This window comes from Brakhagea slesvicensis (genome assembly GCF_052161625.1).
Classification (GTDB): Bacteria; Planctomycetota; Planctomycetia; order Pirellulales; family Pirellulaceae; genus JBKCUI01.
Window position 1 is genome coordinate 1,116,858 of sequence record NZ_CP197412.1, and the last position, 15,396, is coordinate 1,132,253.

At 54.3% G+C, this 15,396-nt stretch carries 10 protein-coding genes and 1 tRNA gene; 4 read left to right on the top strand and 7 right to left on the bottom strand.

The genetic code is table 11. The features are described 5' to 3' along the window. Nucleotides 1–15: 15 nt before the first annotated feature. The 6 genes from SH467x_RS04340 to SH467x_RS04365 form a co-directional block, all read right to left on the bottom strand. Nucleotides 16–2,304, bottom strand: coding sequence for a hypothetical protein (locus SH467x_RS04340; RefSeq protein WP_482370069.1), 2,289 nt, complete (start codon nt 2,302–2,304; stop codon nt 16–18). Next, nucleotides 2,304–4,814 carry a BatA domain-containing protein gene (locus SH467x_RS04345; protein WP_482370070.1) on the bottom strand — a complete coding sequence of 837 codons (2,511 nt, stop codon included), beginning with the start codon at nt 4,812–4,814 and terminating at the stop codon, nt 2,304–2,306. Before SH467x_RS04345 ends, SH467x_RS04340 begins: the two co-directional genes overlap by 1 nt. Before the next feature lie 163 nt (nt 4,815–4,977). Next, entirely contained in the window at nt 4,978–6,294 is a 1,317-nt protein-coding gene (locus tag SH467x_RS04350) for a DUF1015 domain-containing protein (protein WP_482370071.1), read from the bottom strand. Nucleotides 6,295–6,397: 103 nt separating this feature from the next. Next, a tRNA-Gln gene (locus SH467x_RS04355) sits at nt 6,398–6,469 on the bottom strand. Nucleotides 6,470–6,548: 79 nt separating this feature from the next. After that, nucleotides 6,549–8,414: a hypothetical protein gene (locus SH467x_RS04360; protein WP_482370072.1), complete on the bottom strand. Its 1,866-nt coding sequence runs from the start codon at nt 8,412–8,414 to the stop codon at nt 6,549–6,551. Then, entirely contained in the window at nt 8,411–9,196 is a 786-nt protein-coding gene (locus tag SH467x_RS04365; protein WP_482370073.1) for an ABC transporter ATP-binding protein, read from the bottom strand. Before SH467x_RS04365 ends, SH467x_RS04360 begins: the two co-directional genes overlap by 4 nt. A gap of 209 nt (nt 9,197–9,405) precedes the next feature. Between SH467x_RS04365 and SH467x_RS04370 the strand changes: the two genes are divergently transcribed. The 4 genes from SH467x_RS04370 to SH467x_RS04385 all read left to right on the top strand — a co-directional run bounded on the left by SH467x_RS04370 (nt 9,406) and on the right by SH467x_RS04385 (nt 12,967). Next, nucleotides 9,406–10,638 (top strand): outer membrane protein assembly factor BamB family protein, encoded by a 1,233-nt coding sequence (locus SH467x_RS04370; RefSeq protein ID WP_482370074.1) that lies wholly within the window; start codon nt 9,406–9,408, stop codon nt 10,636–10,638. A gap of 284 nt (nt 10,639–10,922) precedes the next feature. Continuing rightward, nucleotides 10,923–12,011 carry a DUF1559 family PulG-like putative transporter gene (locus tag SH467x_RS04375; protein ID WP_482370075.1) on the top strand — a complete coding sequence of 363 codons (1,089 nt, stop codon included), beginning with the start codon at nt 10,923–10,925 and terminating at the stop codon, nt 12,009–12,011. A gap of 19 nt (nt 12,012–12,030) precedes the next feature. Then, complete coding sequence (locus SH467x_RS04380; RefSeq protein WP_482370076.1) at nt 12,031–12,234, top strand: hypothetical protein; 204 nt, start codon at nt 12,031–12,033, stop codon at nt 12,232–12,234. Nucleotides 12,235–12,316: 82 nt separating this feature from the next. Then, a complete protein-coding gene (locus SH467x_RS04385; protein WP_482370077.1) occupies nt 12,317–12,967 on the top strand; it encodes a hypothetical protein in 651 nt (216 codons plus the stop codon). Nucleotides 12,968–12,996: 29 nt separating this feature from the next. Here the strand turns inward: SH467x_RS04385 and SH467x_RS04390 are convergent, their stop codons facing one another. After that, the gene (locus SH467x_RS04390) at nt 12,997–15,336 is read right to left on the bottom strand and encodes a ribonuclease R family protein (protein ID WP_482370078.1); all 2,340 of its coding nucleotides are present in this window, start codon (nt 15,334–15,336) and stop codon (nt 12,997–12,999) included. Nucleotides 15,337–15,396: the final 60 nt, after the last annotated feature.

Genomic DNA, 15,396 nt, shown 5'->3' on the forward strand with positions numbered 1-15,396 from the left:
TGTCTTTTCTGTTCGCTACGGCAAGCTCCAACGTTTCCGTAGCGACCACTGGGCGACCATCAATAACCCGAATAACATAAAAGCCGTCCAAGAATCGATCAATCCTTCTCCCAGTTTGCGATTCTCTACGACCGTTTCCGTGGATTGTTTTCGCCTCGACTGCAACTGATTCATCACATCGGACATCTGATCCGGGGAGAGCAAATCACCTCCAGCGTCCTCATTGAGCCTCGCCATCTGCTCCATCAATTGCCAATCGGGTATCGGTTGCAAACTCTCCAACGAGCGATCCACCACAATAAAGGGCAATCGGCTCTCCAACTCCTTCCCATTCGCAGCCGTCGCTTTTGCTCGCCACTCATATCGCCCAGGCTCTTTGGCTCCTGAAAAACTCGAACGCAAGGAGCCTGTGTCTCTTTTGATCAATGGGGATTCTCCGAGATCGACGGGCCCGGATTCGCTCTCTTTCCACAGGTGCAATGCAATGTTCGGTGGCATCTCCAACGCCTGACTTCCAGCAATCCAATCGATAATCAATTCGGAGGGTTGTGAAAGAAATAGCCTCCGCTGGGTCATGCGCATTTCCATCCCTTCATCTACTGCTTTCCTCCGCATGCACCAATAGATCAGCTTTCTCCAAAACGCCTTATGCTCTGCTAGCTTTCCCTGACGAGCCCAGACAAAGGTTGAATCGATCGCTAACGAAAGGACTTTACCATTGCCGGCAACGCCAGCAACAATCAGTGGATCTCCATTCTGACTCTCTGCCAATAAAACCGTCCCAGGATTGTTCTTGATGCCTGCCCAGCGGTTTGCCCCCAATAGGGGCTTCAGGTTTTTCCAAGTCTCCGAATTGCGCTCGGGTGCATCGATTTGCAAAATATCGGAACCGCCACGCGGAATTACCTTCACAGGGGCATTGATTTGCTCTTGCAGCTGGATTCTCCCATCGATCGCATTACGCGTGGCTCCGCCGATTTGCACGGGCAGTACGTCGCGCAACGCGGATTCCCCCCACCCACCCGCCCCATACGTGTGGTACCCGCCGAGAGTGATCAAGCCGGCTCCGTTTCGTACCATCTCGGCCAATCGCGAAGCACCCTCCGCCTCGAACGCGCGATAGTCAACGTCTCCTAGTACAATGCAATCGAATACATCGCCGGAAAGCTGATCGCGCAGATTGACGGGCCACTTCTGAACAGGTGGCTTGTTGATGGGCAACGAGAGGATATCGATATCTGGACTCTCCCCCAACGCACGCCGAATGAACTTCATCTCAAATCGAGCTTCGCCCTCGATATACAGCACGCGAGCCCCCCCTGCACGTACATTGAGATAGACCGTAGACTCGTTATTCTGAGCGACGATCTCTCGCTCGACCGGTATCGCCTCGACAACCATTTCGTATGCACCAGGTTCCGGCGCAACGACTTTCAGTTGAAACGGAATTACTTCATCCGCTCGGACCGGTCTCACCTTGGTCCGCGCCAACTCCTGAGGCTCCGTCCCCTCGCGGCGCATCGAAAGCCGAATCGAAATCTCTTGGTTGGCCACACCGCGACAACGGACGCTCCCGAGCACATTGACCGGATTCTTCGTAAACACATCCAACTGCTCGGGCACTCCCTCCACACTTAAATCTCGTGAGTTCTCGCTATCCGCTCGGGGGCCGATCCCCACGACATAGAGCGGGATATCCAATTGCGACAATCGCCTGGCCATTTGAAGGGGATCTCCCCCTGCCGGGCTCTGCGTTTGGGATCCATCACCAAACCAAATCACCGCAGACAGGGGAGAATCGAGCGATGCTCCCATCAATTCACCAAAGGGGCCAGCGATGTCGGTAACCGATCCGTTTGGTTCGATCGGCAGCGACAATGCAGATGGTTCGATTCCTTTGGCCGTCGCTACTTGTCTCAACCTATCGCTGTAAGCAAACGCTGCCCAACCGTTCTCTTTCCCAAGCTTCTCGCGATCTCCCCAAATCTGATTCAGCAATCCCGTCTGTTGCTCCCAACGCGTCAGCTTGCCATCCCCCGAAGGCAATCCCATGCTGGCGGACTCATCAAACAGGATCGCGACGGTACCGGGAGGACTGGACTGCTTCGTAAAGGTCACGCCAGGTCGCAACAAAAGCAACAAAAGAACGACACAAATCGACAACCGAATCAACCACAAGGCTAGCCACTGCCAGCGATTGACCTTCCCTGATTCCTGAACAAGGATCAGCACCGCTAGCAATCCAAGGCCGACCAATCCGATGATCCAATAGCCACCTAAGACAGGATTCAACGACCAATCCATCAAGCCGCCTCCTTGGCGTTGGGGAATCGACCGCGGAGACTAGCCCCACCCGCCTTGGACGCAGCATAGAATCGACTAGCCATCGTTTGCTCCGCCATGAACAACATCACCAACATGGCCAAGACAAAGGGGCTGAGTTCTCGACCAAATCGCCCTTCACCAATCGACGATTCCAACTCGCTCAACTCGCGTGCAAGACGATAATTGCCTACCCCTATCGCAGTACCGAGTACCTCATCCTTGACGCGAGTCAACGATACTTCTTCGGGCTTCACATTGACACTGAACCCTCGTATCAAGGAGCCTTGCGGGCGCAATCCTTTCAATCGGTAGGTTCCTGGAAATCGGGTGTAGTTGCATACCAAGGTCTCGTTGGAGGACTCCACACTCGATTGCTCACCCGTCGGATCAAAAAGTTGGTACTTCAGAGGCATGCTGCTCGTGTTGTTGTTCAACACTGCCGCTTGATCGACGTAGTAGTTCAGTTGCTGGTCACTCCACGATGCCAAGTAACGGACGGCGCCAACAAACAACGCATAACCTGGCCACTCCGCTCGCGTCGTTCGAAACAACTCGCTCCACTCGGTGCCAGGTGCGTGCGCAAAGGGCTCGGGATAAGGCACAGCCCAAGTCACAATGCGGCCTTGCCCCCGCACTTCCTCGACCAACGCCGGCAACTCGCTTTGAGTGAATCGCATCAAAGGAAACGCGTCGGGACGCAATTCTTCTAAATCCCAATGACGATAAACCGGGTAGGCAGCCCAAGGAATCTCTTCGACCGGTCGCTCAAAAATGGACCACATGGAGTGATTGAGGACCGACGGACTCAACACGATCCCGCGATCGCTACTATCGCGGCGAGTAATCCGCTTGACCACTCCAGGGAGTAAAACTCGGATGGGTGAGTCCATCCACTCTTCTGGGGTCGCGTGGGCGGAACCCATCACGATCATTAGCCCCCCTCCCTCCTCGACCCAGCGTTGCAGCTTGTCGCATGTGTCCGCATCCATCCCGCTAGGATCGAAAAGTACGATGTTCGAGTAGTCCGATAAAGGTGCAATCCCCAGCTTCGCATACGTGTCGATCTTCGGTCCGTTTTGTATTTTCGCTACACCGTCGTCTCGCCCCCCCTCGGACCTTTCCATTTGTTCCGCCGGCTCGATTGCCAAAGCGATCAACTGAGCATCTCGCATATCTTGGGCTACCACCAATGATTGTCCCTGCGGCTTTGCCTCGACACTTAAAAATGCCGTGTTGTCGCTCATCAGTGGGTCAGGGCGCGAGAGTCGGATCTGCGCGTGATTGGTCCCCTCGCTCAAGTCCTTCCAGGTCAATCGAGCGGAGAAGGCCCCACCGTCGGGAATATCGATGAGTTGTCGATCGATCGGAATCAAATCGGGTTGTACGACTTTTTCGCCTCGCACGACAAGGTTCCGTTCCACCGGCTCTGCGACCAACTCAACCGTCATCTGCTCCGCACCGCTTCCGGGCCTTCCCTCGACTTCGATGTCGATGGAAACGGACGCTCCAGGAACAGTTGACTGCTGATCAACCGACACTTTCTTCAGCCCCCAATTCTTCTTTTCCTTCTCCCGCACCGACACGTCGATGAGCTGCACCAGAATCTTTCCCTCCTGCCTCTGGGCCTCCACGGAAGATCCGTCTGCGGCAGTCTGTCCGCTAGGAGTCCCCAATCGAGTAGCGATCCCCGACGATTCTGCGTCACGCCAAGCAACGGTTGACATATCGGACAGCACATAGATCTCTCGACGCTCCAATTCCGATCGCTCGAGAGCATCGATCGAATTAGCAATACGCTGCGACAGGGACGCACCCCTTCCCTCCACAATCGTCTTTTCAAGCTGCCGATTGGCGGATGTGCGGTCTGCAAGCAGTCGAACGGTGGAATCAGAATTTACGATTGCAATTTGGCTCCCCACCGGCAATCGGTCCATCAGCCAGCCCGCCATCTCCTTTGCCTCGTCCATCCGCGTCTTGTTCCGATATTGATATCCCATCGACGGTGACGTATCGAGGACAATGGCGGTTGCGATCGGCCCTGTTGAAACCGGCATCCATTGCTTGGCTCCCCCAAGCCCTGTCGCAACACCCCAAACCCCGGTAAAGGCCCAGAGCAAAAATGCGATCAAGGCCGTGCCTAATCGCAGGCCTCGACTTTTTCGATTCGCAACCGCAGTCGCCGCAACCCCGGTCGCGAGCAACGCAAAGAGCGCGAACATGCCGAGGAGCAAATAGTTCGCAAAATCCCCGCTAGGTACGCGTGGTGACGAGAGAGCCAACGCGGCCAAGACGAGAAGAAGTACCCGAAGTGAAAGAAGCAACCAACGTTTGATGCTCCAGCCTTTCTGAGCAGCCACAGCCGTCTGTCGAACAAAGCGAATCGCCGGAAAGGTCATCGCTTTGGGCTGCTTTCGGCCCAACATGTGAAGCGCTATCGGGACAACCGCGAGTAACGCTCCCGCCAATAGCGAAACATGAAGAAACGACATCGACGATCCAATCCTTTAACCGCTTCCAATCGACAGACAAACCAAGCGAGTTGGCTCTTACAGCATACCATAGCGGATGCACTCTTCCGAACAGCCCTCGCGCTGCCCCTCGAATAATCGGCGCAATCGATCGGCCCGGTTGGGAATACGTTCGTGGTTCGGATTATTCAAGCGGGTGAAGGACCAGCCCCGAAACCAGTTTTGGATAGAAGTAGGTACTCTTCGCGGGCATGCGTTCCTCATTGAGCGAGATCGATTGAATGTCATCTATCGTAGCAGGCATCACCAGCGCCGCGATCGGATACTCCAACCCTTGCTCGAATCTTCCCTGCAATCCATCGATCACTTCTTGCACCGAATGGACGTACGTCGAAGTTGGCATTTCTTTCAGTCCGAATAGATCCTCCAAGACCAAGCGATGCAATAACGCGACGCCGAGCGATTGCCAGTCCCCGGACTCCTCCCGGGAAATCTCCGCCATCCGATCCGCTGCCTCCTGCCGCGCCGAGATGCGAATCCACTGATTGGACGACTTGGAATACAACGCCATGATCCATTGCTCGTCCAAGCGATCTAGCTCTGCCCAAACCGCCCCAGCGCTTTCTGGCCCCTCCGCGACGAGCTCGCAATCAAAGTACGGCACCAATCGACTGCAGATTTCCTCGGTCGTCCAAGCCGGTACGCCGTGGAGTAGCCGATGCGTCGGCAATACCACCAGTCCTGGATCCTCCATACTTACCAACATCGTCAACACGAACTGGGCCGGATGCGATGGGGAAAGAGGCTCGGATTGTGACAACTCGTCTCGATAATTGCACGCTGTCTCATAACGATGATGACCATCGGCAATAAACACTTCGCGATCCGCCATCAGCGCGGAGACCTGCTGAATGGTTTGCACATCGGTGATCGGCCACAATCGATGGACCACGCCGAGATGGTCGGTCGCCTCAAGCCCGTGAACGCCGGCGATCTTCTGCTCCAATATCTCTTGAACCTCGTTATCCGGGTCGGCATACAAGCCAAAGATTTGAGACAAGTTGGCTTGGGTGGCCCGCATCAATTGGAGCCGGTCTTCCTTTGCCTTGGCATGCGTCTGCTCATGGGGGTAAACCTTCCCCTCGCCAAACCGCTCCAGCCGCATCCTGGCCATAAAGCCGCGCCGCGTGAAAGACTTTCCTGCGATCACGAACTCCTGATGGTAAACATAAAGAGCCGAATCGGGCTCCGATTGAAGCGCCCCTTCGGATCTCCACGCCCGATAGATGCGGCCGGCCCGCTCGTATACTTCGGACTCGCTCTCATCGCTGGGCTCGCGGCGATTCAACTCCAAACGAATAAAGTTGTACGGGGATAAGCGGTAAAGTCGGTCCTGCAACTCCGCATCGACGACGTCATAAGGGGGCGCGATGCAGTCGGAGAGCGAGCCGACTCGAGCCAAATTGTATCGGAGTCCGCGGAAAGCCTGGATTTCTGGCATCGGTGGTGGGGGACAGGGTCGGGGAGAATCCATTGGATCGCTGCAAACGATTACCAATCTGGGCAGAAAAAAAGCTCGGCATCAGCCGAGCTCCCAAAGAAAACTACCCCGCTAGGACTCGAACCTAGAATAAAGGAACCAAAATCCCTTGTGTTGCCAATTACACCACGGGGCAATCATGTCGGGTTTCCCCTCGACGATGGACGAAGTGTATACACTCCTGGTTCGGTTGACAACCTTACTTTTTCCAAGATCTACTCGACTTTGGAAGTGACGATCCGCAGCAACTCTTTCTCGCGATTTCCCAAGAGTTTCGCTTGATGAGGAAGCACCTTCCTATGCAGCCATGCACCCCCTATCAGGAGCAGAATCGAAAGGAGAATCCCCACCGGCCACCCTCGCCAACCCGGAACCCATACGTCCACGAGATACTGCACGCCCAGAGGCAAAAGCGAGACACCGAGAATGACAGGAAGAATCATCGACAGAACAAGATTCAGCACGACCGCCCCAAAATCAAAATGCTTGGGCTGAACACTTCCGCTGGCCATCGGAAAAGGGGTCAGAATCGCCATCCAATTCATGACGAGTAGATACGGTGCGAGCATAGACAAACTCATGAGCATGGTGTGGATCGACATCCCGAATCCAACTTGATAAAGCAAACAAAAGCAAATCGTCGAACCGAGCGACAAGGCAGCGACCAACGGGGCATACGCCAAGTTCCGCCCCATGAGAAGATGCCTCCGGTCCATGGGGGACAGCACAAAAGCTCGAAAACCGGCGCGGTCAAACCCGAACATATTCCCCGTAACTCCAGACGCAACCAACATGACAAAGGCCGAAAAACCGCATAACACCAATCCCTTCCAGTAGTCGTTGACATCGCTCAAGCCTTTGCGGAACACCATCCCTAGAATGGCCGGCGCTAACAAAGGTAAAAACAAATAGAGCTTCACCTCCGGTGCGCGCAGCATCGAGGTCCAGGTCATCGTGGCGACGGCAGACACCTCCTCGGCCCCCCAAGGAAGCTTTCGTTCGATCCAAGGAATCCGGCGAGCGACGGAAGTCCCTTCGATAACAACACTTCTTGCACGGCTCGCATCCCCGCCTCGCCCACTCCCTTTCCCGTGCACCCACTCCCCTCGCCAATATTGAAGCGTCGAGCGATAGCTCGCTCGCAATGCCCAACATCCCACTCCGATCAACAACAATGACGTGACCAACGGCACCCACCATCGGTGGCCTGGCTCGGTCCAAGCCTGCACGGCTCCAGCGGGCCAAAGTGGAGGAACGGCGTCGTTCGCAATCGTCATGGCTCGCTTCCACCGCACCAACGCCTCCCGTCGACGCGTTTCCCGCTCCATCCTCCGCTTCTCTCTCGCATCGGTTCGACTGGACTCTTCACTCTGGACTCCCTCCGCCTGCTTCTCCTTGCCGTCCGTTGATTTGGCCTCAACTTTCGCTCGATTGCGATCCTCCAACCAGTTCAAAACTTGAACCGGTATTTGAACCATCCCGATGATTAGGATAGGTATAAGAACCAAGACGGTTTGTCGTTTTCGCGGATTCGCCATCACCGCAGCCAACCAGCCTTGCAACCAATAGGTCACGGCGGTCATCGCAAAAAGGAAGCAAGCGACCGGAACCAAAAACAAAAAGCCAACCCATCCCAAGACAAAAACAGCCCCGAGGATAAATCCCAAATAACCTCCCACGGTCATCAGGAAGACGGTCGAGCCGAGGGAGCTTAAGTAATTCACAACAAATGCTTGCGTTGGCGCAATGGGTAGGTGCAGGATCTTGTCAAATGTGATCGGGTCCCCTCGCTGCGCTTCATTGAGTACATGGATCGCCCATGCCACCATCGCAATCACCAACAAACCATCCCAAATCAAATAGTGATTTTCCACTCCGACCAATCGGGTTAGAAAAAAGCCAGCGAGCAAACCCCCGATCCAAACCGAAACGATGGCGAAGGCAACAAAGACCATCCCCAGAACGCCCAATGCTTGCGCAAGCTTCGAGCTGTGCGTGACTTGATTGAATCGAAGACGAAAGCGGAGCCAGATGAACAAGAGTGTCGGAAAAACAAACTGCTGAAGCCAATTCGGTATCATGACTCAAGCCACTCCAAACGACCGCTGCCTTGCTGCGAACCCGCCATCGACAGAAACTTATCTTCCAACGAGCCATTCGCGAGCACTTCACCCATCGAAGATTGATGTACCAACTCACCTTCGGTGATGATCCCTACATGGGTGCAAAGCTTTTGGACAATTTCCAAAACGTGGGACGTGATAAAGACGGTGCAGCCTCGCGCAACGAATTGCGATAGCAGTTCTCGGATAGTTACCGATGCAACCGCATCGACTCCTTCGAACGGTTCATCCAAGAAAAGAAGCTGTGGCTTGGGAAGAAGCGCCGCAGCCAACGAAAGCTTTTTCCGCATTCCATGGGAATATTCCATCGCCAGCTTCTTCCTCTCGTTCTGCAAGGAGAGAAGCTCGAGAAGCTCATCGCTCCGCTGGCGAATCGTCGGGATATCCAAGCGATGAACACGACCGATGAACATCAAATACTCGTGGGCCGTCAAGTTATCAAAGAGCGCCAGGTTCTCAGGGATAACACCCATGAATCGTTTGGCTTCCAGACTTTCCTTGGAATCGAGCATGTCGTAGCCGAGCACGCGAACCGTTCCGGAACTGGGAGCCAATAATCCCGTGAGCATCTTGATCGTCGTCGATTTCCCAGCTCCGTTATGTCCAAGAAAGCCATACAACGTCCCGCGTTCGACTTGTAGACGAACACAATTCACGGCCGTTTTGTCCCCAAAATGCCGAGTCAAGTCATGCGTTTCGATCGCGAACGGTCCGGTATTGCTCAATTCATTCGTTTCCATGGCGACTATTCGTGACTCGAGGAGATTCCTTGCCAAACCCATGCGACAAACCTTGAAAACAGAGGTGGCTCGGTGGCATTGTATCTCGCAGGGTAAGCGCTCGACATGTCGCGAAGCTGTTTCGATGGAGTAGATTGTCGGCTAAAATCCTCAAAATGGACGCTTGCACCGGTCCACTCCCCCCATTTCCCTCCAACCACGAGATAACGATGCCGACTCGATTCGCAGCCACACTCCTCGCTCTCACATGCTCCTCCTTTGCTGCCGCCCAAACGCCTTGGCCAAGTTGGCGAGGTCCCTCCGGAAACGGTGTCGCCACCTCAGGGGAGTATCCTATCGCTTGGGATGAGTCGAAACACATCGCGTGGAAGATCGATCTGCCTGGTCGCGGCGCCTCCACCCCGATTCTGATCGATGACCAACTGGTTTTCACCCTCGGAGTCGATGATCAGAACGCCGTTTGGTCTGTTGGGCTCGATGGAAAACAGAAATGGACGCGAACGCTCGGCAAAGCCAAAGCAGGAAAGCATGCCAAGGCCAGCGGCGCGAACTCGTCGGTGGTTACCGATGGAAACCTTCTACTCGCCTATTTCAAAAGCGGCGATACTGGATGCTTTGACAAATCAGGCAAGCTCCTGTGGTCTCTAAACATTCAAGAAAAGTATGGCGAAGATACTCTTTGGTGGGATCTCGGCTCCTCCCCGATCGCGACCGAGAACGCCTTCATCATCACTATCATGCATTCAGGCCCGAGTTACCTCATCGCTCTCGACAAGCAAACAGGCGCCGAGTTGTGGAAAGCAGACCGCTGGCTCAACGTCAATCAAGAAGCCAACCAATCCTACACAACGCCGACAGTAGCAGGCAATCAAATCCTCACTGTCGGTGCTGACCATGTCACTTCCCATCGCGTCTCAGACGGAGCACTGCTGTGGAAACTGGGCGGTTTCAATCCAAAAAATGACGGCTACTTTCGAAGCATCGCGTCCCCAGTCGTCGCCGGCGACTTGGTAATTTGCCCCTATGCTCGCGGCAACACGCTGACTGCCGTGAAGTTGGATGAATCGAGTTCGGATAAGGATCGGATCGCATGGTCCCGCGACCTAGGAAGCGATGTACCGACTCCAGCATTTCGCGATGGCAAACTCTATCTACTCGGCGACAAAGGACTCGTCACCTGCATCGCCGCGGATTCGGGAAAGACGCTATGGGACTCTCAGCTGCCGAAGAGCAACAAAGCCTTCAGCTCCTCACCTGTACTAGCCGGTAACCGACTTTACTGCTTGCGAGAAGATGCAACATGCTTCGTCCTCTCTATCGAAGGTGATAAACCAGAATTGGTCAGCCAGAACAAACTGGATGGCCAAGCCGTCGCGACTCCTGTTTTTGCCGATAACCGAATCTATCTCCGCACCGCGGAAGCTCTCTACTGCATCGAATAGCATTGCCCCTGCCAATGTCGAACATCGAATGGTTGCGTTCCGGCTCAACACGACAGTCGTTGGGCCTCGGGGTGGAGCAGCGGTCTCGTTCTGCTTCACCATCTCTTCACAGCCTACTCATCGATTCATCACACAGCAGCACCGCATATTTAGTTCTGAAGTCGAAGTCATGAAGACTTCGTAAAGAGCGCTTCGCATCTCTAGCGGTTTCATCTTTCAACTCTATAAACCGTCGCATCGTTCTATTTGATTGTTTCTGTTCCTTGTCTGGAGAACAACTCACTATGACAATGCGACTCGGTCCTGGTGCACGCGGTTTTAGGAAAGCAACGCGCGGCTTCACGCTCGTCGAATTGTTGGTCGTTATCGCCATCATTGGCATCTTGGTCGGACTGCTGTTGCCGGCCGTTCAAGCGGCGCGCGAAGCAGCTCGACGCATGCAATGCAGCAATAACCTCAAGCAAATCGGCTTGGCATTCATGAATCACGAATCGGCCACAAAGTCGATTCCTAACGGTGGCTATGACGGGGATCCAAAAGTTCCCGGTATGGTCTACAACGAAGCTGTCGGTTCCTACGAAACGACGACTTGCTGCCGCGCTGCACACCCCAACGGTTGGAATCATTTCTTCAAGATCCTTCCGTACATGGAGCAAAACAACGTTTACGCCCTCGCTCGCTTCGACATCAATCCCGTCGATGGTTGGCCTCGTTCGTCTTCGAACGCCAATATTGACGGCGAAGACGATGTCGCTCGCGCGATCATTCCCAGCTATTATTGCCCATCGCGACGCGGACCAACGGTCTACGGCTCGAATTTCTCACGCAACGACTACGCGGGCGCTGCTGGTTTCAATCAAGGGGAGGTTCACGAGGGACTCGGAGACATTCCAGCCGCCCCGCTCGGCCTTAGCCCACGACGCAACGAGCGAACACCTGAAAACTTTGGTAACACCGGTGGACGCAAAGGCTACATCACTTGGGGCGCGCAAGGAGCGAAACGTCGCCTCGGCGATGTGATCGATGGCACCTCCAACAGCATCATGGTCGCTGAGAAGGCGCTGCCTATCGGCCGGCATGGCGCAGACGGTGGTGACAACGAGCGTTGGCAAAATAGTGGCTGGGATGAAGACAACATCCGTTACCACTTTCCACCCCTTGCCGATAACGACAAACGCAATCTCCCGTTTTTCAACATGACCACCAATTCTGGAACAGTTTGGCGCCGCTACTTCGGCTCCGCACACCCAGGTGGACTCAACGCTGTCTACGGCGATGGTTCGGTTCGATTCTCCCCCTTCTCTGTCGACGCTGTCGTCTGGATGCATCTCAACGTGATCGACGACGGACAAGTCATCAGCAACCTAGATTAGTCGTAAAGGGAGAATTCACATGCAGAACAGATTCTTTTGGGCGATCGTGACCTCGATCGCTTTCGCAGGGCAAATGGGATGCGGTGGCCCTGGTGACACCATCATCAACACCCAACAAATGACACCTGAAGAGATTCAAAAAATGGTCGCTGACGATCAAGCGGTCGAAGACGAAGAAAGCAAAGGAGCGATGGCCAAACAACGCTCCAAAAAAACAAAATAGTCCCCTGATTCTACGCAACGTCCCTTCGCTCTTCGGTGCGAAGGGATGTTTCTTTATTTCAAGCTACTTCCACGGTTTTCCAATGAACCTGAATCGACCAAGACCGTTTCTTATCCTCTCCTCTACACTGTTGGCACTGGGATGCTCACCTTCCTATGAAGGAAAGCAATCGCCGGATTCACAAGCGCCCGCGACGGCAACCCTCCAATCGACCGGCCCGAAAACTCGAAGCGTCGATAACCCCGATTATCTCAATTGGGCCAAGTTCCCAATCGGGACCCGCGTGGTTCGCAAAAACAACATTGTCAACGAACAAGGAACGGTGACGGTCACAACCACACTGAAGCTTGTCGAAATCGATAAGTCAATGGCGAAGGTAGAAAGCCAAATCACGGTGGAACGCCCCTCCGACTTGACTGTAAATCCACCGCAAATACTTGAGTATCTTGCCAAGCAGTCCGTATTGGAATCCACAACGGACGAACAAGTCGTTGCACCTCTACGCGAAGCGAAATTGCTTCGTGACGAAACCATGTCTGTTTTAGGCAAAGACGTCGCGGCCAAAGTCTACACATGGAAGACTGCGCTCGAGTCCGGACCTGCCGGGGTAGTAGGCTGGTACAGCGACGAGATTCCCGGCCGCCAAGTGAAACAGGAAATCGACTTCGGAAAGGCTGGTAAAGGCACCGAAGAAATCACATCGCTGGAAACACCGGCCGAGACCAATCCTTAAGCGAAGAAAAGCCGCTCTCGCACAACGAACTACTTCCTGCGACGTCCCTTCTTTTTGGCATAGGGGTCACCTCGAAGTCGTCGCTCCAGGTCGCGATTGGAACGGGACCCTTCGTCTCGGCGTTTTCCTTTGTAAGGAGACACGTCACTGTGGTGGGTTACCTTTTCCAGTTTGAAATGAAGTTGCCGGCGCACCATATCGATTTTCTCGATGCGCACGATCAACTCATCTCCCAACCGGTAGCGATTCCCGCTGCGGAAGCCTTCGAGCGTATGGGTTTCTCGATCGAAATGATAGCGATCGGCGGGCAAATCGCTCACCGAAACCAGACCATCGATCGGAACTTCAATAGCTCGCACGGTCAAGCCATTGGACTTCACCCCAGCGACAACTCCACTCATCAGCTCCCCCTGCTTCTTCGACAAGAAGTGGAGCAACTTTACGCGGATCAACTCCCGTTCAGCAGACTCCGCATTCTGCTCCATCGCGCTGCAATGCTCCCCTAATCGCTCGAGCACGTCTTCATTTTCTTTAGCCGGTTCGCCATCGATCAGTTTCTGAACAATGCGATGCACGACCAAGTCAGGATAGCGTCGAATGGGACTGGTGAAGTGACAATAGTGGGTCATGTCAAGTGCGTAGTGTCGTTCAAACGCCGATTGATAAATCGCTTTGGACATGCTCTTCAATATGGCGTAGTTCACCGCGTACTCGGTCGTCTTCCCCTTGACGGCTTGAACGACCCGTTGAATCTCGAATCGGTTCTCCATGTTTTCTGCAGGAATTCCGAGGGCTCGGACGAACTGATTGAGTTGTCGAAGCTTCAATCGGTTGGGTGGGGCGTGGGCTCTTCGCAAAAACGGAAGCTCGAGCGAGTCGAGCCAAGACGCGACCGCTTGATTGGCCGCCAGCATGAACTCCTCGATAACTTGATGGCTCTCGGTGTGGTGGACAAGGTGTGCACCTTTCACTTTGCCGAGTTTATCCAAGTCGATTTTGACCTCAGGGAGGGTCAGTTCAAGTGACCCTTTTTCGTTGCGCAGCCGCCGTAGAAGCATTGCCAAGCTGTGCATATCGCCAACAAGCTGAAAAATCTCTGGTTTGAGTTTCTCCCGCCATGGTTCTGGATCAGCCAGATACTGATCGATTTGCTCGTAATTGAATCGGTGTTGGTTTCGAATAACGCTATTGAAGACCTTCGCGTAAAGCAGAGTCCCTTCGGGCGTGTATTCCATGAAGACGGTTTTGGCTAATCGATTGCGATCGGGCTGTAGGGAGGCCAGATGATTACTGATGGTCTCAGGAATCATCGGGATGACGCGATCGGGCAAATAAACGCTTGTTGCCCGTCGCTGCGCCTCGACATCTAACGGGCTGCCAGACGGGACGAAATACGAAACATCCGCGATGTGGACTTGGAGTTCCCAGTTCCCTTTTTCGTTTTTGGAAAGCGAGATCGCGTCGTCGAAGTCCCTTGCGTCGATCGGATCGATCGTGAGGGTCGGAATCCGAGTCAGATCAGTTCTCCCCTCGGGAATTTCGTCTTCGTTGAATCGATCCGCTTGTTCACGTGCCACTTCGATAGCATCGGACGGGAACTCTTCGACCAAGCCGAACTGGTGCATGACCGCCTGGGTGTCGACGGCCGGGTTGCGGTTGCTTCCCAAAACGCGAAGGATGACTGCTTCACCGGGTTGAAACAGATCGGGATATCGAACCAGTTCGACGATGATTTTATCCTCATCGTTGACAGGCAGTCCGCGAATGTCACCGATATGGACCGGGTGAGTGAGGTTCGCTCCGTCGAGCCAGACCATCGCTTGCCCCTCGACCATTTGAAAAGTCCCTGCGAATTCCCGTTTCGCACGAGATACGATTTCCACGACCTTACCTTCGGTCCGTTCCACCCCTTGGAGGGTGATATGAATGCGAACGGTATCCCCCTCCATGGCACCCTTCGTGTATCGAGGGGGAATAAAGACCTCGTCGGTGAGAGATTGACCGGCGACACGGGGGAGTTTCACAAACCCATAGAGTTGGTTGTGGGCGGCTCGAAAAATTCCAACTTGCTCGCTGGCCCCTTCTTCCTTGCTATGTGTGCGACGCCTGGGACTGATCGATTCCGCCAACGCGATCTCGGTTTCGACCGTCGGTGGGGGAGCGGAACGGGTGGCAGGGCGGAGGACCAAGTGGTTGGCGCCAAAGAGAACGCGACCTTCCCGCACAAGCTTTTTGATCGCTCGCCGCAAGTCGCGGTACGACTCTTCCGGAAGCTTTAGCTTCTTATGAATCGCCTTGGGTTTAGAGGGCCGGTATTCTTCAGAAAAAACGTACTGAAGGACTTGTTGTGCAATCGATTCTGAATTCATCACCTTAGAATAACTCGGAGGGTTGGAATCATCCAGGATCCAAGGGCATCCAAAGCGGAC

Excerpts from the sequence above, each read along its gene's own strand:
- SH467x_RS04340 (WP_482370069.1), bottom strand. The coding sequence starts at position 2,304 with ATGGATTGGTCGTTGAATCCTGTCTTAGGTGGCTATTGGATCATCGGA.
- SH467x_RS04345 (WP_482370070.1), bottom strand. The coding sequence starts at position 4,814 with ATGTCGTTTCTTCATGTTTCGCTATTGGCGGGAGCGTTACTCGCGGTT.
- SH467x_RS04350 (WP_482370071.1), bottom strand. The coding sequence starts at position 6,294 with ATGCCAGAAATCCAGGCTTTCCGCGGACTCCGATACAATTTGGCTCGA.
- SH467x_RS04360 (WP_482370072.1), bottom strand. The coding sequence starts at position 8,414 with ATGATACCGAATTGGCTTCAGCAGTTTGTTTTTCCGACACTCTTGTTC.
- SH467x_RS04365 (WP_482370073.1), bottom strand. The coding sequence starts at position 9,196 with ATGGAAACGAATGAATTGAGCAATACCGGACCGTTCGCGATCGAAACG.
- SH467x_RS04370 (WP_482370074.1), top strand. The coding sequence starts at position 9,406 with ATGCCGACTCGATTCGCAGCCACACTCCTCGCTCTCACATGCTCCTCC.
- SH467x_RS04375 (WP_482370075.1), top strand. The coding sequence starts at position 10,923 with ATGACAATGCGACTCGGTCCTGGTGCACGCGGTTTTAGGAAAGCAACG.
- SH467x_RS04380 (WP_482370076.1), top strand. The coding sequence starts at position 12,031 with ATGCAGAACAGATTCTTTTGGGCGATCGTGACCTCGATCGCTTTCGCA.
- SH467x_RS04385 (WP_482370077.1), top strand. The coding sequence starts at position 12,317 with ATGAACCTGAATCGACCAAGACCGTTTCTTATCCTCTCCTCTACACTG.
- SH467x_RS04390 (WP_482370078.1), bottom strand. The coding sequence starts at position 15,336 with ATGAATTCAGAATCGATTGCACAACAAGTCCTTCAGTACGTTTTTTCT.